The organism is Streptomyces sp. NBC_01260 (genome assembly GCF_036226405.1).
GTDB lineage: Bacteria > Actinomycetota > Actinomycetes > Streptomycetales > Streptomycetaceae > Streptomyces > Streptomyces laculatispora.
In genome coordinates this window covers 8,603,850-8,625,475 of the sequence record NZ_CP108464.1, presented here as the reverse complement: position 1 = coordinate 8,625,475, position 21,626 = coordinate 8,603,850, and the positions used below count along the sequence as shown (strand labels likewise).

General features: G+C 69.5%; 23 protein-coding genes. 16 read left to right on the top strand and 7 right to left on the bottom strand.

The window, feature by feature from the left end; translation table 11 throughout:
• Nucleotides 1-34 precede the first annotated feature (34 nt).
• Both OG322_RS38455 and OG322_RS38450 read left to right on the top strand, forming a co-directional pair.
• A complete protein-coding gene (locus tag OG322_RS38455; protein ID WP_123465503.1) occupies nt 35-940 on the top strand; it encodes an NAD-dependent protein deacetylase in 906 nt (301 codons plus the stop codon).
• 145 nt (nt 941-1,085) lie between these two features.
• Nucleotides 1,086-1,469, top strand: a complete 384-nt coding sequence (locus OG322_RS38450; protein WP_329307599.1) for a DoxX family protein — start codon at nt 1,086-1,088, stop codon at nt 1,467-1,469.
• Nucleotides 1,470-1,725: 256 nt separating this feature from the next.
• Here OG322_RS38450 and OG322_RS38445 read toward each other — a convergent pair whose 3' ends face one another.
• Together OG322_RS38445 and OG322_RS38440 are read right to left on the bottom strand one after the other, a co-directional pair.
• Nucleotides 1,726-2,175 (bottom strand): spore-associated protein, encoded by a 450-nt coding sequence (locus OG322_RS38445; protein WP_123465499.1) that lies wholly within the window; start codon nt 2,173-2,175, stop codon nt 1,726-1,728.
• 162 nt (nt 2,176-2,337) lie between these two features.
• Nucleotides 2,338-2,877 (bottom strand): hypothetical protein, encoded by a 540-nt coding sequence (locus OG322_RS38440; protein WP_123465497.1) that lies wholly within the window; start codon nt 2,875-2,877, stop codon nt 2,338-2,340.
• 569 nt (nt 2,878-3,446) lie between these two features.
• Between OG322_RS38440 and OG322_RS38435 the strand changes: the two genes are divergently transcribed.
• The 6 genes from OG322_RS38435 (at nt 3,447) to OG322_RS38415 (ending at nt 7,489) form a co-directional block, all read left to right on the top strand.
• Entirely contained in the window at nt 3,447-4,238 is a 792-nt protein-coding gene (locus tag OG322_RS38435; protein WP_260147244.1) for a GH25 family lysozyme, read from the top strand.
• A gap of 156 nt (nt 4,239-4,394) precedes the next feature.
• On the top strand, nt 4,395-5,537 hold the full coding sequence (locus OG322_RS38430) for a glycoside hydrolase family 3 N-terminal domain-containing protein (RefSeq protein ID WP_124285939.1): 1,143 nt from the start codon (nt 4,395-4,397) through the stop codon (nt 5,535-5,537).
• A gap of 590 nt (nt 5,538-6,127) precedes the next feature.
• Nucleotides 6,128-6,949 (top strand): APH(3'') family aminoglycoside O-phosphotransferase, encoded by an 822-nt coding sequence (locus OG322_RS38425; protein ID WP_123465487.1) that lies wholly within the window; start codon nt 6,128-6,130, stop codon nt 6,947-6,949.
• An 8-nt stretch (nt 6,950-6,957) separates the two neighbouring features.
• Nucleotides 6,958-7,179: a hypothetical protein gene (locus OG322_RS38420; protein WP_206432438.1), complete on the top strand. Its 222-nt coding sequence runs from the start codon at nt 6,958-6,960 to the stop codon at nt 7,177-7,179.
• Nucleotides 7,179-7,289 carry a Mu transposase domain-containing protein gene (locus OG322_RS41805; protein ID WP_398912312.1) on the top strand — a complete coding sequence of 37 codons (111 nt, stop codon included), beginning with the start codon at nt 7,179-7,181 and terminating at the stop codon, nt 7,287-7,289. The genes OG322_RS38420 and OG322_RS41805 overlap by 1 nt, the downstream gene beginning before the upstream one ends.
• 59 nt (nt 7,290-7,348) lie before the next feature.
• A complete protein-coding gene (locus OG322_RS38415) occupies nt 7,349-7,489 on the top strand; it encodes a hypothetical protein (RefSeq protein WP_329307598.1) in 141 nt (46 codons plus the stop codon).
• Between the two features lie 293 nt (nt 7,490-7,782).
• On the opposite strand, the gene OG322_RS38410 is transcribed toward OG322_RS38415, so the two are convergent.
• Nucleotides 7,783-8,349: a TrmO family methyltransferase domain-containing protein gene (locus tag OG322_RS38410; protein WP_329307597.1), complete on the bottom strand. Its 567-nt coding sequence runs from the start codon at nt 8,347-8,349 to the stop codon at nt 7,783-7,785.
• 691 nt (nt 8,350-9,040) lie between these two features.
• On the opposite strand from OG322_RS38410, the gene OG322_RS38405 reads away from it, so the two are divergent.
• The 6 genes from OG322_RS38405 to OG322_RS38380 all read left to right on the top strand — a co-directional run bounded on the left by OG322_RS38405 (nt 9,041) and on the right by OG322_RS38380 (nt 16,112).
• Nucleotides 9,041-10,903, top strand: a complete 1,863-nt coding sequence (locus OG322_RS38405; RefSeq protein WP_124285938.1) for an ABC transporter ATP-binding protein — start codon at nt 9,041-9,043, stop codon at nt 10,901-10,903.
• A gap of 101 nt (nt 10,904-11,004) precedes the next feature.
• Nucleotides 11,005-13,086 (top strand): NUDIX domain-containing protein, encoded by a 2,082-nt coding sequence (locus OG322_RS38400; RefSeq protein ID WP_329307596.1) that lies wholly within the window; start codon nt 11,005-11,007, stop codon nt 13,084-13,086.
• Between the two features lie 272 nt (nt 13,087-13,358).
• A complete protein-coding gene (locus tag OG322_RS38395) occupies nt 13,359-13,520 on the top strand; it encodes a hypothetical protein (RefSeq protein WP_164494503.1) in 162 nt (53 codons plus the stop codon).
• 62 nt (nt 13,521-13,582) lie between these two features.
• Nucleotides 13,583-14,542 carry a hydroxymethylbilane synthase gene (gene hemC / locus OG322_RS38390; protein ID WP_329307595.1) on the top strand — a complete coding sequence of 320 codons (960 nt, stop codon included), beginning with the start codon at nt 13,583-13,585 and terminating at the stop codon, nt 14,540-14,542.
• Nucleotides 14,543-14,674: 132 nt separating this feature from the next.
• Entirely contained in the window at nt 14,675-14,920 is a 246-nt protein-coding gene (locus OG322_RS38385) for a hypothetical protein (RefSeq protein ID WP_185095524.1), read from the top strand.
• Nucleotides 14,921-14,978: 58 nt separating this feature from the next.
• The gene (locus OG322_RS38380; protein ID WP_329307594.1) at nt 14,979-16,112 is read left to right on the top strand and encodes an NUDIX hydrolase; all 1,134 of its coding nucleotides are present in this window, start codon (nt 14,979-14,981) and stop codon (nt 16,110-16,112) included.
• A 476-nt stretch (nt 16,113-16,588) separates the two neighbouring features.
• Here the strand turns inward: OG322_RS38380 and OG322_RS38375 are convergent, their stop codons facing one another.
• Genes OG322_RS38375 through OG322_RS38360 form a run of 4 tightly spaced genes read right to left on the bottom strand, consistent with a single transcriptional unit; the run spans nt 16,589 to nt 20,379 of the window.
• Nucleotides 16,589-17,044: a MaoC family dehydratase gene (locus OG322_RS38375; RefSeq protein WP_329307593.1), complete on the bottom strand. Its 456-nt coding sequence runs from the start codon at nt 17,042-17,044 to the stop codon at nt 16,589-16,591.
• 25 nt (nt 17,045-17,069) lie between these two features.
• The gene (locus tag OG322_RS38370; RefSeq protein WP_329307592.1) at nt 17,070-18,557 is read right to left on the bottom strand and encodes an acyl-CoA synthetase; all 1,488 of its coding nucleotides are present in this window, start codon (nt 18,555-18,557) and stop codon (nt 17,070-17,072) included.
• Nucleotides 18,558-18,568: 11 nt separating this feature from the next.
• Nucleotides 18,569-19,438, bottom strand: a complete 870-nt coding sequence (locus OG322_RS38365; RefSeq protein ID WP_123465474.1) for an amidohydrolase family protein — start codon at nt 19,436-19,438, stop codon at nt 18,569-18,571.
• 5 nt (nt 19,439-19,443) lie between these two features.
• Nucleotides 19,444-20,379 (bottom strand): SDR family NAD(P)-dependent oxidoreductase, encoded by a 936-nt coding sequence (locus OG322_RS38360; protein ID WP_123465471.1) that lies wholly within the window; start codon nt 20,377-20,379, stop codon nt 19,444-19,446.
• Nucleotides 20,380-20,456: 77 nt separating this feature from the next.
• On the opposite strand from OG322_RS38360, the gene OG322_RS38355 reads away from it, so the two are divergent.
• Together OG322_RS38355 and OG322_RS38350 are read left to right on the top strand one after the other, a co-directional pair.
• On the top strand, nt 20,457-20,903 hold the full coding sequence (locus OG322_RS38355) for a MarR family winged helix-turn-helix transcriptional regulator (RefSeq protein WP_123466455.1): 447 nt from the start codon (nt 20,457-20,459) through the stop codon (nt 20,901-20,903).
• Between the two features lie 176 nt (nt 20,904-21,079).
• Complete coding sequence (locus OG322_RS38350) at nt 21,080-21,619, top strand: GNAT family N-acetyltransferase (RefSeq protein WP_123465469.1); 540 nt, start codon at nt 21,080-21,082, stop codon at nt 21,617-21,619.
• Nucleotides 21,620-21,626 lie beyond the last annotated feature (7 nt).

Here is a 21,626-nt window from a genome sequence, read left to right as displayed (position 1 = left end):
CGGGTGGTGGCACCCGGTTCCGTACTCTTGAGGCATGCGCATGCGCCCCACTCTGAGCTGGTCCCCCACCGAGGACCTACCGCCCGCCACCACGGATGTGGAGCCGATCGCCGACGCTCTGAGCACCGGCGGCGTCCTGGTGCTCAGCGGGGCCGGTATCTCCACGGAGTCGGGCATCCCCGACTACCGTGGCGAGGGCGGGAGCCTGAGCCGGCACACCCCGATGACCTACCAGGACTTCACTGCCGGCGCCCAGGCCCGGCGCAGGTACTGGGCGCGCAGCCACCTCGGCTGGCGCACCTTCGGCCGTGCCCGCCCCAACGCCGGGCACCGAGCCGTGGCCGCGTTCGGGCGGCAGGGCCTGCTCTCGGGTGTGATCACCCAGAACGTCGACGGCCTGCACCAGGCCGCCGGCAGCGAGGGCATCGTGGAACTCCACGGAAGCCTGGACCGGGTCGTCTGCCTTTCCTGCGGCACCTTCACCTCGCGCCGCGAAGTCGCGCGGCGGCTGGAGGAGGCCAATGCGGGCTTCGAGCCAGTGGCTGCCGCGATCAACCCGGATGGTGACGCCGACCTCACCGACGAGCAGGTCGGGGACTTCCGCACGGTGTCCTGCACGGTCTGCGAAGGCGTCCTCAAGCCGGACGTGGTGTTCTTCGGCGAAGCCGTGCCCCCGCTGCGGGTCGAGCACTGCCGCGAACTGGTCCGCGGGGCGACCTCACTGCTGGTCCTTGGCTCTTCGCTGACGGTGATGTCCGGGCTCCGGTTCGTCCGCCAGGCGGCCCAGGCCGGAAAGCCGGTGCTGATCGTCAACCGGGACCCGACCCGGGGCGACCGGCACGCCGTCACCCGCATCGCGCTCCCGCTGGGAACGGCCCTCAGCGCCGTGGCCGGCCAAGTAGGCACCCCCCTCGGCGATGAGGCGGCAGGGCCTGCCTGACAGGGGTGGTGGAGGTGGCGTGGCTCGCACGGGCCGCGATCTCCACATCCCGGCTGGGCCCCGGACCCGTCCACCGGCTTCGTACCCGGCTCGCCCTCGCACCGGGAATGGCAGCATGTCACGAACCTGCCGTTGAAGGAGACCCATGCCCCGGACGACTCGCTCCCCCTTCCTCCTCGCCGGGCTGCCGGCCGGGGCCGGAGTTCTCCACGTCACGGTTCCCAAGGTGTTCGACGGGACCGTTCCGAGGGTCCTGCCCGGTACGCCGCGTGCGTGGACGTACGCGAGCGGCGTGGTCGAATGCGCGCTCGCCGCCGGACTCGTCCACCCCCGGACGCGGCGCATCGCGGCCCGCGCGACCGCCGGTTTCCTCGTCGGTGTCTTTCCCGCCAATGTCCAGATGGCCCTCGACTGGCGACACCGCCCCGCCTTGCCGAGGGCCGCGGCCTTCGGTCGGCTCCCCCTGCAGATTCCCCTGGTTCTGTGGGCCCACAAGGTCGCCCGCGCCGAGGGCACTTCACGCAGCTGATGTACGTCCACAACGTGACCGGTCCACGTCCACTGCTGCGGGGCGACGACGCACGCGCTCCGTGCTGAAGACGGCATCCGCCGAATGCGGCAAACCCGACGGACGTAGCCCCCACCTCTGCCGGGGCGTGGCGGCCCGCCGCGAGATCCCGCGCTGCCTACGGCTCATGGATACCCGCCCGCCAGCCGTCAGCGGAACGACGGCCGGACGCCGGGTAGCGGCAGCACGGGGCCTCGCGGCCGGGTGGCGCGCCGGATCAGCGGACTTCGGTGACCCGATGCTCCTTGAGCCTTGCACAGTTGGAGTTCTCCACCGACACGTACACGTTGCTGATGTTGCCGCCCCAACTCACGCAGTGGCCCTTGCCGTAGACGTAGGCGGGCCCCGCGTACGACGTGTAGTTCCCGGAGTCCCCGGCCCAGTCGTCGGTGTCGGAGACGTAGACGTAGGTGGACATGTCCTTGGCCGTGCCCGGGTTGGTACGGATGGTCGCGACGCAGTTCTTGCCGTTCGCGGAGTTGTACGTCAGGTAGGCGGTGCCCAGCGAGCCGACGGGCACTGAGTTCACGGTCTTGTAGGCGCCACCACAGACGCCCTGCGGTGTGACATTGGGCGCGGCGGAGGCGGTCGTGCAGAACGCAGCCGTGGCGCCCAACACCAGTGTGGTCAACGCCCCGACGGTCGCGACATTACGTGCGCTTCTCATATATCCCCCTTGTGTCCCTGAGAGCGGATTGCTCCCACTTGATGTGACCCGCGAAAAGCAAAGATGGTTGTGCCGCGTGCGCACGCATTCGTCCCGGACGCCCGTCACCTGCCCATCAGAGAGGTGCGGCCGACGCGGCTGACGCCCCGGACATCGCCCGTTTCAGCGCCGGCCGCCGAGACGAGGCTCCGAGTACTCGCCGAACGGCGAGTCGTACGCCTGCCCGTCCTCAGCAACCACGTAGTCGGGTTCGGTTCTCGAAGCGGATTCCTGCAGCCGGATGACAAGGTCGGCGACAGGGACAACGCGCAGGGACAGGGCCGCGGCCACAGCGGCACGTTCCTCGGCAATCTGCGGGTTGTCCCTGACCAGTGACCGTTCCAGGTACTGGGCGGTGGACTGCATGCCCCCCACATCGCCGCCGCCGGAGAACGTGAGGCAGTCCTGCCAAGCCAGCCCGATGATGATCTCCAGCGCGCCCGTCAGGTCATCGGCGATCAGCCCGCCCTCGCCTTCGGAACCGGCGAAGAGCATCGGCCGGCGGCCGTCCTTCTCGGCGCACAGGAGATACGCGCCACCGGCGAACTCTCCGCCGATTGGCTCCAGAAGCCGCCCCGAGGCAAGTGTCAAGCCGTCGCCGCAGCGCTTGCGCCCGATGTCGTAGCTGAAGAACGACCGGAGCAGCTCATGGACATCCGGCATGCGCCGGACCAGATCGAGCAGATGATCACTTGAGGTCACGGCACGGACGACAGCGAGTGCGACTGACATATAAGCCCCAGGGCGGACAGTGGGCACGCGTCGGCTGCGCCTCATAGGGCTCCCCTCCCGATCTGGACGACCGACCCGCCAATTCTTCTCCCGCTCACACCACTTGAAGAAAGTTCTGCCGAGGTCAATCCGTTTCCGCAGCTCACCGGCGTACAGATAGGCCTAGACCACTAACGAATCGGAAAACTATTTACCGCAGGCACGCTCCTGTGGCTGACTGTGTCGTGTTCGCGTCAAATGGACGCGCGTAGATCCCTCTACGGGAAGCGCGGCCGTCTGCTTCTGCCCGGATGCACGCAGACCTTTCTGTCCGGCGCGCCGCTCCCACACCGGCGCGCCGAGATCCACCGCACCGAAGGACCACTCGGCACCACTGCATCTCACCCCCCACCAAGCAGGAGGAATCCTTGTTCCCCCGGAGCCTTTCCCTCAAGTCCGTACAGCAAAGACTCACCGTGGCCGGTGTCCTCGGCCTGAGCGCCGCACTGACCCTCAGCCTGATGTCGGGCACCGCCTCCTCGGCGCCACTGGCGTCCGACAGCGCCGTGCCACCGGGCAAGGGCTACATGGGCGTGGGCTACGTCCAGGACAGCAAGCACTTCAAGCCGGACACCCGGCAGCTGAACCTCGACACGACACCAGATACGGACCTTCTGGCGAACCCCGTTGGTATGGACGTCTCCAGCTACCAGGGCAGCATCAACTGGAGTTCGGTCCGCGGCGCGGGCATCGAGTTCGCCTGGATGAAGGCGACCGAGGGCACCTCGTACAAGGACCCCACGTTCAGCGCCAACTACCTGGGCGCCTACAACGCCGGCGTGATCCGGGGCGCGTACCACTACGCGCGGCCCGACGTGTCCGGTGGCGCGGCGCAGGCGAACTTCTTCGCCGGCAACGGTGGCGCCTGGTCCCGCGACAACCTGACACTCCCCGGCGTACTGGACATCGAGGGCAGTTGCTACGGCAAGACGCCCGCGGCGATGCAGTCCTGGATCCTCGACTTCTACAACACGTACAAGGCCCGTACCGGCCGCGACGTCGTGATCTACACCAGCCCGAGCTGGTGGAACTCCTGCACCGGTGGCTGGACGGGCATGTCCACCAGGAGCCCGCTGTGGGTGGCCCACTGGACCTCCGCGGGCAGCCCCAGCATTCCGCAGGGATTCCCGTTCTGGACCGTGTGGCAGTACACGTCCACCGGCTCGGTGAGCGGCATCTCCGGGAACGTCGACCGCGACCGCTTCAGCGGCGATCGCTCCCGACTGCTTGCCCTGGCCAACAACACCCCGTGACAGCGGGTCCCGGAGCCCGGTGACCACGTCCGGGAGGATTGCGACCCCGACGTGATCGGTACCGCGGGTCGGAGCAGGCCGGCTGCCCTGCTCCGACCCGGAGTTGCGGCCGACTGCCCCGGCCGGGCACAACGACAGTTCGCGAAGGAGAGAGTCATGAGCTCGACACCACAGCCCCTCAGCAGGCGCGGCGCTCTGCTCGCCGGAACGGCGGCCCTGGCCGGCGGGCTGGGGCTGGCCGGCCGTGCGGACGCGGCCGTACGAAATCCCGAAAGGGCACGCTCCCCCTTGGCCGCCCTGACCCCGCAACAGCGCGCCGGGCAGTGCGTCATCCACTCCTACCCGGGACTCACGCCTCCGGCCCGGCTGATGGACGCGATCAGGCAGGGCCGTACGGCCGGGGTGATCTTCTTCGGGGAGAACATCAAGAGCCTGAGCCAGATCGAGGGCGTCATCCAGGAGATGAACGAGGCGAACGCCTCCGCGCCCGTGACGGCCCCGCTGCTCCTGATGACCGACCAAGAGGGTGGCCTGGTGCGCCGCCTGCCCGGCGAGCCTGTGCTGTCCGCGAAGGAAGTCGGTGCCTCCGCGGACCCGGAGGGACGGGCGGAGTTCACCGGCAGCGGTGCGGGCATGAACCTCGCGGGCGTCGGCATGAACGTCAACCTGGCGCCGGTGCTCGACGTGTACCGCGCGGCCGGCGACTTCACCGACCAGTACAAGCGGTCGTACAGCAAGGACCAGGAGGCGGTGGGCACCTGCGGCTCGGCCTTCATCACCGCGCAGCAGGACGCCGGGGTGGCCGCCACCGCCAAGCACTTCCCCGGCCTCGGCCCCGCCTCCGCGAACCAGAACACCGACCTGGGTCCCGTCACCCTCACGACGTCCGCGTCGACGCTGCGCAGCATCGACGAGGCTCCGTACCGAGCGGCGATCTCTGCCGGGACCAAGCTGGTCATGCTGTCCTGGGCCGTCTACCGGGCGCTGGACGCCGACCGGCCCGCCGGCCTGTCCCCGACCATCGTCGGCGAGCTGCGCAACCGGCTCGGCTTCCGGGGCGTGACGGTCACCGACGCCCTGGAGGCCGGGGCTCTGCGGGCCTACGGCAGCACGGCGGAGCGCGCCGTACTGGCCGCCACGGCCGGCATGGACCTGATCCTGTGTTCGGGCCGCGACGCCGCCCAGGGGGACCAGGCGGTGACCGCGCTGAGCGACGCGCTGACGGCCGGCACTCTCGACGGGCCGGCCTTCGACGCAGGCGCCGAGCGCGTCAACGCCCTCCGCGGCAGCCTGTCCTGACCCTGTACAACGCGTGGCATCGTATGCCCGGTCCGCGATCCGTGCGAGCCGCTCGCGGGCATCATCCGGCCGGTCGAACCCGCACTGCTGCCTCGACCAGGTCAGGAATGCGGCGCAGGCCGGAGAGCCGGTATCTCGCCGGTCCGGTGTGAAGGGCGGCCAGGCGGGTGCGGGCGGACTCCCATCGGGCGTGACGGAGGTCGAGCAGGGCCAGTGCCCGATGCGCCCAGGACATTCCGGGTGGGACCGCGCCGGGCTCCGGCGCGGCCGGCGCGTCGTCGGCGAAGGCATCGCAGCATCTCTTGTCAGACCCGCCGTCTGCGGTCCGCCCGTGACATCGACGGATCTCGTTCTGTTTGATCAGGCATGGACTCGGTTCGAGTCATGGCTGGCTGCCCATTCACCGGCGGACCACGAAGCACTCCGACCGCCGGCAACGGCTGCTGAGATCGCTGAGCTGGAGGCCATCGGCCTGAGCCCGGCCCACCAGCTCGTCAGTCAGCCGGTCGTCCACAGACTTCGACGGCGTCGCCTCAGACCTCTCAACGGTCTCGGCCTCGGTCACGTTGTCGCTAGTTAGAGTGGAGGCCATGAGCGATCGCCCCGAACCCTGGACCGTATCGCCGGTGCTGCTCGGCGTGGACGACAGCGCCTGGTTGCCCGTCGCCGTGGGCGAATCGGGAGCAGCCGTCTTTCGCAGCGCGGACGCCACCCGGTATGCCAAGTGCGTGCCTGCTGCGGATGCAGCCGACCTGAAGGCCGAGCGCGACCGGGTCGCATGGCTGAACGATCAGGGCGTACCTGGTCCTCGAGCGCTCGACTGGCACTCCGGTGAGGTGGGCGCCTGTCTGGTGACCAGAGCCGTCTCCGGCATACCTGCTGATCAGGTGTCCACTGACGACCTGCGGAACGCCTGGGAACGCATCACGGACGCGGTCCGCCGGCTGCACCAGGTGCCCGTGTCGCAGTGCCCATTCCGCCGGGGCCTGGACTCTATGGTCGCCGTGGCGCGCGACGTCGTGGCCCGTGACGCCGTCAACCCGGAGTTCCTTCCCGTTGAGCAGCAGCACACGCCCGCTGCGGAGCTGCTGGACCGCCTCGCCCAGCAGGTCCCGCGGCGACGGGAACAGGAAGCTGCCGACACAGTCGTCTGCCACGGGGACCTGTGCCTGCCCAATATCATCCTCGATCCGCGGACCCTGGACGTGTCAGGTTTTATCGACCTGGGCCGCCTCGGACTGGCCGACCGCTACGCCGACTTGGCGCTACTGCTCGCCAACGCGCGAGAGACATGGGCAGACGAGGAGCAGGGGCGGGCGGCTGACAGGGCGTTCGCCGAGAGGTACGGCATCGCCCTAGACGACGAACGCCTGCGCTTCTACCTCCATCTCGACCCGCTCACCTGGGGCTGATCGATCTCGTGGCGATCAGCGTGCGGCCCGAGGAAGATGCCGGCGATGTGGAGTCCGGCCAGGTAGACGGTCGCGGTCTTCGCCACTTCGTTCCCGTCCCCGAGGTCTCCTCGCTCGCCGAGCTGGACGAGATGGTCGAGCAGTGGGGCCGGCAGGACGACGCCCGGCGCATCGGGTCCAGGGGCCAAGACGGGTCGCGGAGTACTTCGCACGCGAACAGCCGCTGCTGATGCCGTTGCCCGAGAAACCGTTCGAGACGGGGCGTCTGTTCACCCGGCGGGTCGGCCGCTACGGACTGATCCCGGTCCGTACCAACCGCTACTCGTTCCGATCCGGCTGATCGGCAAACGCGTGCGAGTCGTGCTGCACGCTTCCCATCTGGTGGTTTAGGACCAGAACGTGGAAGTGGCGCGGCACGAACGGCTGATGGCGAAGGGCGCGGTCCGTCTGGATCTGGACCACTACCTGGAAGTCCTGGTCCGCGAGCCCGGCGCCTTCCGAGGCTCCACAGCCCTCGAACAGGTCCGTTCAGCGGGCTGACTTCCCGTTAGCCTGAGGGCCGTGTCACCGTTGATCTCCGGCAGACTTCTGCCCTCACGCTCTGCCGGTCGTATCTCTCACCGGATCTCGCCTGTCCGTGCCAGCCTGAGGCGTCTGGGGACTTGGTGGGGTGACAGAATGGGGGGAGGGTGGGGGATGTTGCGGTGCAGGTGAATAGCGACTTCGACGGCCGGTTGAAATGGCGTTCTCGCTATCTGATCCACAGAGCCCGCCGCCGAGGCCGGACCGGGCTGCTGCTGCAGGTGGACTTGCGTGACGGGCCCCGCAGCATGTCACTCAAGTGGTGCCTGGTGACGTGCGACCCGGTGCAGCCGAACGTCTTCCACCCGCGCAGTCCTGTAGTGGGCACCTGGAGTGCGCAGATCCTTCAAGCGGATCCGAACGCCTGCTGAGCTGAGTCCGGCCAGGGGCCAGCCCGAGTCTCGCTTCTGCCGTGGGCTATCGCTCGTTGGCGTCGGCCCAGTAGTTCGTGAGCATTTCGGCGGGCCAGTCGGGTTGCCGAATCTCTCCGCGAGGTCCCATCTGCTGGAAGTAGGGGCCGACGTCGATGACTGGGTCCCGTCGACTGCATCGAGGTCTGTGACGTAGAGGTCCAGCCCTTTGATCTCGATCAGTCTGGGAAAGCTGACGGCGAGTTGGTTGGGGCGCCGGTGGTTTCGGTGTGCGTGTGTGCCGGATGGGGGCCAGCGGGGGTCGTTGCGTGGCCTGCGGGCGTGATGCGCGACGTCATTGCGCGAGGATTGACTGTAGTGCCAGGTGACGATCAGGTGGCTGAAGTCGTCCAGTCGCAGCAGCGCTTCCGGCGGGCAGTCGGGGTGAAATCGGATGATCGAGGGCACGGCGGCCCGACCTGCGCAACACCAGCGTTTCGGCCAACCGGCCCTCACCGCAACGCTCTTGCCCACCAAGGGTCCATGTAATACACACGCGTCGCGAACCGCTCAACGCCACGAACCCGGCCCGACCGAAAGACGTGTGTTCGAAATTCCGGCTACGTCGTTAATACCTTCGACCGAGCCGCGACCAGCAAAGGGGACGACGTTGAGCCCGCCCCTGACCCGATCCAACCACCGGCCCACAGACAGCGGCTCTCCCGCCGCTGCGGCCACAGAGCCTTGCGCCCCATGACCGATCCGACCCCGCAAAGCCCGTCACGGACCACTGCGGGGCGTTCATGGAGCACCAGTACCCCTCACGCGCTCATCTGGAGGACGCCATGAATCCTGTACTCACTCGCGTGCATCAGCCTCTTGGACTCGAACAGCGGCAGCCCACCACAGCCCGTCCCGCCCTCGACGCGGCGGCCTATGACGCCGTCGCTCACCGCTCAGCACGACCGGATCTGGGACGGGCGGCATGAGCGAGCCCACCGGTGCATCAGCCGACAGTGTCCCAGGGCCGCGCGCCACCCCCCTGCTGCCGCCATCCGCGACACCGCCTGCCGGCCCGAAGGACCAGCCGGACGTCTGCCCTGAACCCGAGCCGTGCGACAGCTCGACGGCACCCTCTTCGTCCTCTGCCGCGCCGGAGATGCGGTACGTGGACCTGACAGGCAGCCGCGAAGCGGCCGGACGCTCCATCCGGATGCGTGACATGGCCCGGCGCCTGCCCCAGTTGGTCCGGCGGTCGCTGGCACTCGCCTGGCGCGTCGACCGACGGGCCACCACCGGCCTCCTGCTGTGCCAGGCGGTCGCCGGCGTGATGCAGGCCCTGGGCCTGATCGCGATCAGCGGCACCCTCACCGCGCTGCTGACCAGCGGAGACGTCTACCACCGACTCCTGCAGGCATGGCCGTCCGTGGCCCTGCTGGCCACCGCGTCCGGAGTGCGGGCACTGCTGGGGATCACCGTCAGCTGGCTCTCCTTGCGACTGAGCCCACTCATGTCGCGCGAAGCCGAGCAGATGCTGCTCACCGGCTGCGCCACGGTGGAGCTGTCCGCCTACGACGACCCCGACTTCAACCGCGACCGGGAAGCCGCCGACCGCGGAGCGCAGGTCACCGGCGACCTGATCAACGAGGGCCAGGACCTGATCGCCTCGGCCGCCTCCTTCCTCGCCGGCGCCATCGTCCTCGCCGGAGTGAGCTGGGTACTCCTTCCTCTCCTCGTCGCGGCCAGCCTGCCGCAGGCCCTCGCCCAGATCAGCGCCGCCCGGGTCCGCTACCTGGCCAATCTCCGCAGCAACGGCGACAACCGCATGTTGTCGGTGCTGCGTTGGCACATCTTCACCCGCGAGGCAGCCGACCAGATCCGCGCCGGCACCATGGCCGACTTCCTGTCCGGCCGGTACCGGCAGACGGTCGCCCGGATCAACCGCGAGGACCGCACCGCGGCCGACAAGGGCGCCCGCATGTCGCTGGTCGGCGCGCTGTGCGGCGGCCTCGGATCGGCCGTGGTCTGGGCGGCGGTGGTATGGCTGCTGGCCACCGGCCGTATCAACGTCGGGCACGCCGCGACGGCTGTCTTCGCTCTGCAGACGGTGGGCCAGTCGGTACGCGGCCTGGTCGCCGTCGGGGCCCGTGCCGTGCGCACGGGCCTCTACATGGACGACTGGAGCAGATTCCTCGACCTGGCCGGCGGATACACCATGCGCCGCGGCGAGCACCGTCCGAAGCCGCCGAGCGAGATCGAGATCAAGTCGGTCTCGCACCGCTACGCCGGGAAGGACCAGGACGCACTGTCCGACGTCTCGCTCACCCTGCGCCGCGGCGAGGTCACCGCATTGGTGGGCTTCAACGGCTCGGGGAAGTCGACCTTGTCGAAGCTGGTCAGCGGTCTGTACTTGCCCACGGGCGGGCAGGTGCTGTGGGACGGTGTCCCCACCGACGACGCCGATCCGCAGGCGCTGTGGCAACAGGTCGCTCTGGTGCCACAGGACTATGCGCACTGGCCGCTGACGGTGCGCGAGAACGTGACTCAGGGGCAGCCCACGGCCCGCGGTGACGCGGCGGTACGTGAAGCGTGCGAGGCCGCCGACGCCGACGAGGTCGTCGACAAGCTCGGCGCCGGCCTGGACACCCTCCTTGCCCGCGAGTGGCTGAACGGGGAGGAGCTGAGCGGGGGCCAGTGGCAGCGCGTCGCCCTCGCGCGGGCGTTCTTCCGCGAGGCCGGGCTGCTGGTCCTCGATGAGCCGACCGCGAACCTTGATCCGCGCGCCGAGTACAGGATTTTCCAGCGGCTGCGGGACCTGGCCCGGGACCGCGTGGTGTTGCTGGTGACACACCGGATCACGAACGTGGCCGTCGCCGACCGGATCGTGGTCCTCGACGAGGGCAGGGTCGTGCAAGAGGGCACGTACAAGGACCTGGCCGAACAAGACGGCCTGTTCCAGCAGTTGCTGTCCTATCAGGTCACCTCCGAGGCGGACGACGAAAAGTACGGAACCCGCGCATGAGGGGCGCCGGAACCACTTCAGGAGCTCCGGCCGCGCCCACGACCACCACGTACTCCGCCGCCCCGTCCGTCAGTCCTTCCATGCTTCCCCGAGGTGTTGACGTGCCGGTCACCCGCTCCCACATCCGCGCGGCCGCCGAGACGTATCTGGCTCGGCATCCGCAGGAGCGAGAGTCCCTGGCCGGGCTGACGGCCGTCCTGGACGGCCCTGACGACCCGTCCAGTCGCGCGACTCTGCCCGGCCACGTCACCTGCAGCGCGGTCGTCATCGACCGCCACCGGCGTGTACTGCACATCGGCCACAAGGCCACGGGGCTGTTGCTCGCGCCGGGCGGCCACGGCGAGGCGGACCGGAGCCTCCTGGCCACGGCCCTGCGCGAAGTGTCCGAGGAAACGGGGATCCGGCCCGGGGACCTGTGCCTGACCCCGCAGTTCCTGGGCACGCCGGTCGACATCGACGTCCACGGTATCGACGCCGATCCGGCCAAGGGCGAGCCGAGCCACCAGCACTTCGACTTCCGCTTCGCCTTCTACGTCAGCACCGAGCAGCTGCCGCCGCTCCGGCTGCAGGACGAAGAGGTCTCGGGTGCCCAGTGGCTTGCGTTCGCCGACGTCAGGTCCCCGACGCTGCGCGCCAAGCTGCTGGACGCCGAAGCCGCTGGGCTCGACGGGCAGCCCGAGCCCGTGAACGCGTCAGCCCTGGTCTACGACGGCTACGGCCGCTACCTGCTTCATCTGAGGGATATGCGTGAGGGCATCTGGGAGCCGGGGGTGTTCGCCCTGCTTGGCGGCGGCCGCGAGAGCGGTGACCGGTGCCTGGAGGGAACTGTGCGGCGGGAGCTCGCCGAGGAGGCCCCCGGTCTTGGACCTGTCGGCCTGACGCCGTACGCGGTGGAGGAGGCGACGAGCGTCGACGGCCTCGCGGTACCGATCAAGGTCTACACGGCACGCTGGAACGGGCACCCCGACACGGTGGACCTGCAAGAAGGTGTCCTCCTGCGGTGGTTCACCCCCGACATGCTGGACCGGCTGCGCCTGAGCCCCGGCCTCGGTGACCTGATCCGCCGGCACGCGGCCGAGCATCCCCCGGCCGACCGCCCGCCGTCCGGGCCGGCTGCTGAACGGCCTCGGCAGGCCGCAGGGGCGGCGATGAGCACTCGGTCCGGCGTCACGGTCGTGGCGGGAGTCCTGGCGCTGCACTACCGCATCCTCCCGACCGACGTCTGCGAAGGACCGTCCGGGACCGCCACGTGCAACTACGTGGCCCAGGCCACCGACGGCCGTCGGTGGTTCGTGAAGGCATATCCGGAGAACACAGATCTGGACGCCGAACGGCGCGCCCTCGAGCTGGCCGAGTTCGCCGCGCTCGGCGGGGTCCCGGTGCCGGGACTGCGCCGTACCCAGGGCGGCGATCCGCTCGCCACAGATGGCGGGTTCTCGGTGTCCGTCACCGCGTTCGCCGAAGGCGCCGAGACAGCGGACAGCGGTCTGTACGGCGAGCGGTGGGCCTCCGTCGGCGAGACCGTGGGCCGACTGCACCGCACGCTCGCGCGGCATCCGGACGGGCCGCCCCGCCGCACCCCGTCCCGCGAGGTCTGCGACGTCGCACGAGGCAGGCAGCGGCTGGAACGGCTGCTCGCCCGCTATGCAAAACAGGCCCCGCGTTCCGCCTTCGGAGCATGGGCGAGGGACACCGCCCGGGAACGGCTGGATGGGCTCCCCGCCGCGGCGTCCATGCTCGATGCGCTCCCCTCGACCCTCGCCACGCAGGTCGTCCACGGCGACCTCTCCTCCCTCAACCTGATGCTGGAAAACGAGAAGGTCGCCGCGGTCATCGACTTCCGGCCGCCGGCGCACCGCAGCCCGATGTGGGAGCTGGGGCGCATTGTGCTCGATCCGCGTACGGTCCTGAGTACCCCGGGCTGGCCCACCGGCCTGGCCACGGCCGTCGCCGCCTACCGGGAGGCCAACCCGGCCATGCCGGTCAAGGACCTCCTGACGGTGCCACGGGTCGCGGCGGGCTATCTGGCGTGCTCGGTGTACCCGCTCTCCGAACCACTCGACGCCCCGGCCGCGGTCACCCCTCAATTGGAGGCGTACGGGCGCGCCCGCCACGAGGCACTGGGTGTGCTGTGCGCCCGCATGGACGAGGCGGAGGAGGTACTGCGTGACCTCCTCCGCTGACTCCTCTGCACCTGTCGAAACGCCGCTGTGGCGGCATCGCAATTTCCGGACGTCCTTGATCGGGCAGAGCGCCGGCGTGACCGGCAGCTCGATCAGCTCGATGGTGATCCCGGTGCTCTCCGTCGTGGAACTCACACGGACGGCCCCGTCCTTGCACCCATGACCATTCTCGACGAGGGCTACACCGACGAGCGGTTCGGCCCCCTTCAGGAGCTCGACGCCCACTTCCACCACCTGGTGCTTCGCGTCGAGCGTGTGGCATCCACGACTGGATGGAGGCCGGCCGGGAGTACCCCGGTGACGCCAGGCGCGGCGAGGCCGTGCGGGCCCACCGGCGGCGCCGGGCCGTCGACCACCACGACGCCGCGAATACCTGGCTGCACCGGAGCGGGCACGGCATCGACACCACCGAATACACCCCTACCAGGCCCTGAAGGCGGCCCCTGCCCTTCTGCACACCACCAACCGACCCATCTCGAGAGCCGGATCACACCACATGACCAGTACGTTCACGACCCGGCCGGTACGGCTGGGCACCCGGCCCAGCCCCATGGCCATGGAGCAGACCGCGCACTTCGCCGAACTCTTTCGCAGTCGTCACCCCGGGATCTGCCTGGAGATCGTCACCATCGTCTCCGAGGGCGACCGGCACCGCGACCCGCTCAGCCACACCGACGGGAAGGGCGCCTTCACCCGGTCCGCCGACACCCGTCTCCTGGACGGCCGGGTCGAGGCCACCATCTCCTGCGCGAAGGATCTGCCCAGCCCGCACGACCGGGCACCGGACATCACGGTCGGTGCGGTCCTGCCCCGTGAGGACGCCCGCGATGTCCTCGTTCTCCCCTCCGGGCACTCGCCGGCCACACTCGCCGACCTGCCGCCCGGCACCCGGGTCGGCACCAGCGCACCCCGAAGGGCAGCGCTCCTGCGCACCCTGTACCCCGAGCTGGAACCGGTTGCGATCAGAGGGAACGCGGACAGCAGGCTGTCCGGCCTCGATTCCGGAACCCTCGGGGTCGACGTCATGATCGCCGCACTGGCCGGACTGCGCCGCCTTGGTCTTGCCGAGCGCGCCTCGCAGATCCTTGATCCAACCCAATGGCTGCCCGCCTCGGGCGCGGGGGTCATCGTCATCGAGCACCGCAGCGACGACCCCACCACCGCAAACCTGCTGGCCCCGCTCACTCATCACCCGACCCGCATCGTGCTGGACGCCGAGCGCGCTGCGCTCGCCACCCTGCACGGCGACTGTTTGACCGCCGCGTCCGTCCATGCCGTCCACGACCCCGCAGCCGAGAGCGTGACCGTGCACGCCGTCGTCCTCGACCCGGCCGGCGGCACCCCGATCCGCACGATCGCGTCCGGTCCCGACACCCACCCTGCCCGCACCGGGCGGCGGGCCGGCAAGCAGCTTCTGAACGCGGGCGCGGCTGCTCTCCTGGGCAACCCGTCATGACGGGGCCCACGGCCCGGCAAGAGCTCCGGCCGGTGTTCGCTCCGCCGCGGAATCCGCGAGTCGTTTCCCGGTATGCGGAAGGGCCGGGCCCTTTGCCACACACAGGTCCGCGACTCCAGGAGCTGACGGGCCGTGTGGCGGCTCACTCTCAGCGTCCCGGACACGTATGTGACCACGGTCGTCGATGTCTCCCCGTGGGCCGCGACCAAGTGGCGTGCGATCCTCGCCCATCAAGGCGCAGCCGCCCGCGAGCAGTCCCTGCCCGGCATCCTCGCCCGCGTGCCCGAAGTATCCCGTCACAAGATCATCCAGACGGAGTGCTTCACGCGCCTCATGCCCGGACCCGTACCGGGCGACACCCGTCGGCCAACCCCCTGACCGCCTCGCCGCCGGTCTCTTTCATCCGCTCGTTCGCCCCATTGCGGATCGGACAACCATGACGACGCCCTCTGCCCCCGACGAGCTGCCCGGCCCCTCGATGACCGACGAGGAATACGGAGCGCTGCGGGCCTCCGCCGCACTGTGGGCCGGAACCTCCGTGCTGATCACCAACAAGTTCGGGCACGTTCTGATCCAGTACGTCGACTATCGCGCCACCTGTCTCCTGCCGGGAGGTGCCGTTGACGAGGGCGAGTCCCCCGCCCACGGCGCCGCCCGCGAGTTGATGGAGGAGCTCGGCGTCACCGCTGTCGTCGATCAGGGTCTGGCCGTCGACTGGGTCAGCGCCGACAGCGCCGACGCACCCGCGCCCATGCGGTTTCCCGGTGAGATCCTGCACGTCTTCGACGGCGGCATCTGGGACGACGACCGGATCGCCGGGATCCGCCTGCCTCCGAGCGAGATCACAGGAATCGACTTCGTCGAGCCCTCTCGGCTGCCCGACCTGCTTTCCCCGGCCGACGCCCGCCGCGCCCTGTCCGCACTGCGCGCCCGCATCAACGCGGCCGGCCCCGTGCTTCTGGAGAACGGTCTGCCGATCGCACCCACCGTCCTGGACCGCCTCGCGGTCCTGCGGACAGCTCGCCCCACCTACCGCTACCCGTGGCACGACGGCGCGGCGCCGCAGGGGCTCACTGTCAACCAGGTCTGGGCGTGGCTGTTCGCGCCGGACGGTCGCGTTCTCGTCCTCCTCGAACCCGACACCGGAGTGGCCACCCTTCCCGGCGGAACTCCCGAGGAACAGGACCAGGGCGACCTCGTGTCCACCCTGCGCCGAGAAGTTGATGAGGAAGCAGCAGCCCGGCTCGGGGCTCCGCTGCTCCTCGGACACGTCACCGATCCCCCAGCACAGCGCGGGTACCTGCGCTACGCCGCAGCACTCACCGAGATTGGCCCCGCACGGCCCGATCCGGTCACTGGCCACACCTGCACCCGTGTCCTGGCCACCCCGGAGCAGGCCCTCTCGTTCTTCGACTGGGGATCTACGGCCGCCTGTCAGCTCGCCGCCGTCCACCGAGCCCGCCGGCAACTCGGCATCCCCCGGGCCGCCCTCCAGCCCGTGACCGAACTCAGCGCCGGACTGCTCGACCCGTCCCTGTCCACCGGCGCGCCCTTCGACGAGACCGGCTGACAGCACCAGCTGATGCACGACAAACGCCACCCTGCATGACCAGGCGGGACCGATGCCTCCTGGCGGACGCGAGTCCGGAGCCTCGGCTACGAGGCAGTCGTCCCCGCGAACCGCGAGGCGACCCGGCAGCTTCCGGGGCCCGCCCCGCGGACGCGGTCCGTGGAAGGCCGACCCCGCCGGCCCGGGTGGCGGGCGTGCGTTCCACAGCCACACGGAGGGCGTGGCTTCCTTCCGCCCGCCGTCCGGCAGCTGCAGCCTGCTGGCCGAGGTCCGCCGGCGGCCGAGGCCCTGGGCTGTGGCCGGGAGCGCGGACGCGCCCGGCCACAACTCGGCGATCACTCGCAGTTCTTGTTGAAGAACTCTCTTCGGGCCAGCCGAAAGGGATCAGATCGGTCTCGTCGCAGAGCCGGCATCTCCCTGGCAGAGACCACCGGCGCCCGCGACCGGAATCCAATGCGCGAGCCCGGACGGACGGTTCAGGCGTAGAAGCGGGACAGGCTCTGCAGCACGGCAGCCGGCTTCGTCCCGCCCTCGATCTCGACCGTCCCGTCCACGGTGATCTGCAGTCCCCCGGAGACCTCGTCGACCGCCGTGAGGCGCGCCACGAGGCGTATGCGCGATCCCACAGGAACCGGCGCGGGGAAACGGACCTTGTTGAGGCCGTAGTTGACCTTGGTACTGACGCCCTGGACGTCCAACAGCCCTGTGAAGAGCGGGATGAACAGCGACAGCGTCAGATACCCATGGGCAATGGGGGCGCCGAAGGGGCCGGCGGCGGCGCGCTCGGGGTCGGTGTGGATCCACTGATGGTCCTCGGTCGCGTCGGCGAAGCCGTTGATCCGGTCCTGGGTGATGTCGATCCAGTCGCTGGTGCCCAGCTCGGACCCGGCGAGGGATTTGAGTTCATCCATCCCGTTGACGGTGACGGTCATGATGGCTGAGTTCCTTGTCTGGTTGTCAGTTTCCGTACTGAGCACGGACTTTGGCCTTCAGGAGCTTCCCCGAGGCGTTACGCGGCAGCTGTCCCACCCGTACCGCCGATTTGGGGATCTTGTATCTGGCGAGTACTCCGGCCAGTGAGGCCAGCACCTCCTGGGGGTCGGGCTCGCTGCCTTCCCGGGCGACGAAGACTGCCCGGCCGACCTCGCCCCATTTCTCGTCCGGGACGGCGATCACCGCGCATTCCGCCACATCGGGGTGGGCCAGCAGGGCGAGTTCGACCTCGGCGGAGGAGACGTTCTCTCCCCCGGAGATGTACATGTCCTTGATGCGGTCGGCGATGGTGACATAGCCGTCCTCGTCCACGCGGGCTGCGTCCCCGCTGTGGAACCAGCCGTCACGGAAGGCCTCGGCGGACTCCTCCGGCAGCCCCCAGTAGCCGGCGGCAACGTGCGGGCCGCGGACCACGACCTCGCCCAGTGCGCCGGGGCGCGTGGGGCATTCGTCAGGGCCGAGCACCCGCACATCGCTGAAGAAGTGCGGGACACCGGCCGATCCGGCCTTGCTCGTCGCGTGTTCTGCGTCGAGGAAGAGCGTTCCCGGGGCCGCCTCGGTCATTCCGTAGCCCTGGAGGAAGGTGAGGCCGCGGGACTGATAGGTGCGGATGAGAGGGGTCGGCACCGGGGCGCCGCCACAGTTGAGCAGCCGCAGCGAGGAGAGGTCGGCGCCGTCCCAGCCGGGCTGGCGGGCCATCAGGTCGTACATGGTGGGGACGCCGAACATGAACGTGATGCGGTGCTCGTCGATCAGCTCCAGGGTCTCGGCCGGATCGAAGGAGCCGACCAGCACACAGGTGCCGCCCTTGAGCAGGACCGGCAGGGTCAGCATGTTGAGTGCCGCCGTGTGAAACAACGGGGCACTGACCAGGGCGCGTTCGTCGGCGGTGAGGTCGTGGTCGACCAGGACGTTGAACGCGTTCCAGACGAGGTTGGCATGGGTGAGCATGACGCCCTTGGGACTCCCGGTGGTGCCCGAGGTGTACATGATCAGGCAGAGGTCGTCCGGGGCGACCACCTCGTCGATCGGCGCGGCGTCGGCTCCGGCGAGCAGCTCCTCGTATCCGGGGCCGATCTCCACCGCCGTACGCAGTGCGTCGCGTGGGACGAGAGCGGCGCACTCGGGCGCGTGGAGCAGTGCGCAGGTGCCGCTGTCGCGCAGCTGGTAGGCGATCTCGGGGGCGGCCAGACGGGTGTTGAGAGGGACGAAGACGGCCCCCAGCAGGCCTGCGGCGAAGAGGGTTTCGAGGTAGGCGGGGTGGTTGGGGCCGAGGTACGCGACCCGGTCGCCGCGCCGGACGCCGGCGGCGCGCAACGCCTGCGCGAGCCTGGTGCTGCGCTCGTGCAGGCCGGCGTAGCTGAGGCGGTGGGAACCGTGGACGAGTGCGGTGCGATGGGGTGTCTTCCTGGCCCGCCGGGCGGGCCAGGATCCGATGCCCTCGTTACGCATATGACGCTCCTTCAGGAGAGGAGTCCGAGGAGCCGGGCGGCGTTGTCCTTGAGGATCTTGGGCCGGACGCTGTCCTTGATGGGCAGCTTCTCGAAGTCGGCGAGCCAGCGGTCCGGGCTGAGCACCGGGTAGTCGGAACCGAAGAGCACCTTGTCCTGCAACAGCGTGTTGGCGTACTGGATGAGTTGCGGCGGAAAGTACTTGGGCGACCATCCAGAGAGGTCGATGTGGACCCCGGGCTTGTGGGTGGCGACGGCGAGGGCCTCGTCCTGCCAGGGGAAGGAGGGGTGCGCCAGGATGATCTTGAGGTACGGGAAGTCCGCGGCGACGTCGTCCACGTACAGCGGGTTGGAGTACTTGAGGCGGATGCCGCCTCCTCCGGGGACGCCTGCGCCGATGCCGGTCTGGCCGGTGTGGAAGAGCGCGATGGTCCCGGTCTCCTGGATGACCTCGTACAGCCCGTACGCCATCCGGTCGTTGGGGAAGAAACCCTGGATGCTGGGGTGGAACTTGAACCCCTTGACCCCGTACTCCTCGACCAGCCGTCGCGCCTCGCGGATCCCGGCCTTCCCCCGGAAGGGGTCGATGGAGGCGAAGGGGATGAGGACGTCCGGGTTGGCCGCGGCGGCCTCGGCGACCTCTTCGTTGGGTACGGGCGCGGTGCCGGTGGCGTGTTCCGCGTCGACGGTGAAGACGACGGCGGCCATCTGCCGCTCCCGGTAGTGGGCGGCCAGCTCGGGGAGCGTCGGCTTCCGGCTGCCCTCGACCTTGAAGTAGCCGCTCGATGCCTCGTGCAGATCCTCCGGGAGGGAGGATCTGCCCTTCGTGGAGACCTCTGCGTGCGTGTGGACATCGATCGCGGTCAGGCGGTCGAGATTCATCTCCTTCACGCCCCGGCCTCCGAGGGGACCTGCGGGGCGGGGATGCCGACGCTCTGCGGTTCGCGCCCCACCGAACCGTGCCAGCTGTCGGCGATGGTCCGCGGACTCCAGCCGCCGTCGGCGTACGCGACGGCGACCTCCTGCGGATGGGACCAGAGGGTGAGCCGGTCGCCGCCGATGCCGATGCACTGGCCGGTGACGTCGCGGGCGGCGTCCGAGGCGAGGAACGGGACGAGGGCGGCACAGTCCTCGGGAGTGCCGAATCCCTCGCCCTTGCGCAGGAAGTCCGGCAGCGGCGCGCCCTGCTTCCACTGCTCGATGTAGGGCGCGAAGGCGGGGACCGTCTCGGTCATCGACGTGGCGGCGACGGGGACCACGGCGTTGACGGTGATCCGTGAGCGGGAGAGCTCCATCGACCAGGTACGGGTCATCGCCGCGATTCCTGCCTTGGCGGCGGCGTAGTTGGTCTGCCCGAAGTTGCCGCGTTGCCCGGCCGGGGAGCCGACGAGGACGAGACTGCCCCCCTCGCCCTGCTCGCGCATCCTGACGGCGGCGGCTCGGGCACAGGTGAAGGTGGCGCGGAGGTGGGTGGTGACGACGGCGTCGAAGTCGTCGTCGGTCATCTTCCACAGCACCCGGTCACGCAGGATGCCTGCGTTGGTGACCATGACGTCGAGACGGCCGAAGGAGTCGACCGCGCGGGCCACGAGGCGGTCCGCGGCCTCGGCGGTGCCGACTGCGACGGCCTCGGCGACGGCCCGGCCGCCCGCCTCGACGATCGACTCGGCGGCCCGTTCGGCGACCTCGGCGTCCAGATCGTTGACGACGACACAGGCACCGGCCGCTGCGAGGGCGGTGGCGTAGGCAAGGCCGAGGCCGCGTCCACTGCCGGTGACGACGGCGACCTTGCCAGTGAGGTCCAGGGGGAGTTCAGTACTCATGGAGAAGGAAGCTAAGAGCAATCATTGTTCTCGTCAATAGTTGTCACCGGTAGTTGTTCTGCGTCATGCTGGCTCCCATGACTGACGCCCCCTGGATGCGCGGCCTGCACGCGGACACCGGATATCTGCTCTACCGACTCGGTCTCCGCTCGGGCAGCATGTTCAATTCCGAGCTGGAACAGCACGGCCTGCGCCTGCGCCACTACGCGATTCTGCGCTACCTCGCCACCGTCGAGGGCTGTCTGCAGAGGGAGTTGAGTACCCGGCTCGGATACGACCCGAGCGCCATCGTGAGCCTGGTGGACGACCTCCAGCGCCTCGGTCTCGTCCAGCGGCAGCCCGACCCCAAGGACCGGCGCAACCGCATCGTCGTCCTCGCCCCCGCCGGCACCAAGCTGCTGGGTGAGAGCGAGCAGGACGGGGCCAAGGTCACCGCCACACTCCTCGCCCCACTCGACCCGCAGGAGCGCCGCACCCTGCACGCACTGCTGCTGCGCATCGCCGAAACTCCGGACGCACCCTGATCGGCGCACAGCAGACCATCTGGAGACGACCGCCACACAATGAACGTTCATTGCTCGCGGTCGGCCGTTACGGCTCCACGCCGGGCCCGTAACCAGTGCCGACACCCCTGAGAGGTGACGCCGGGGAGCTGAGTGTTTCCCGTTCGGTCGGTTTGACCACCTGTTAGCGTGCGCGGATGGAAGATCTGGGACCCGTGGCCTGGCCGCCTGAGCCGATCAGGACCGAGAGGCTCGTACTCCGTGAGCCCGAGGCCCGGGACCGTGCGGCGTTCATCGAGTTGCTGGCGTCGGCGGAGGTGCACACCTACCTCGGCGGCCCCCGCCCGCGTGACGAGCTTGAGCGCGAGATGCCCTCGGCACCCGAGCGGTGGCCCGGGAGTTTCGTCGTTGATCTCGACGGGGCGATGATCGGCCAGATCCTGCTCAGGAGAGCAACGGGGCACCGTAGCCCGGCTGCCGCCGGGAAGGCCGATCTCGGCTACCTGTTCCTGCCGCGCGCATGGGGATTCGGGTACGCCGCCGAGGCGTGCGCGGCGGCACTCGGCTGGTTCGACGCCGTCCTTCCCGGCGAGCCCGTGGTGCTCGCCACCCAGACCGCGAACGTCGGCTCGATGCGTCTCGCGGCGAAGCTGGGATTCACCGAGGTAGAGCGGTTCGAGGCCTGGGGCGCCGAGCAGTGGCTCGGCATGTGGTCCCCGGTCACACCGTCCAGTTGAGTGTGCG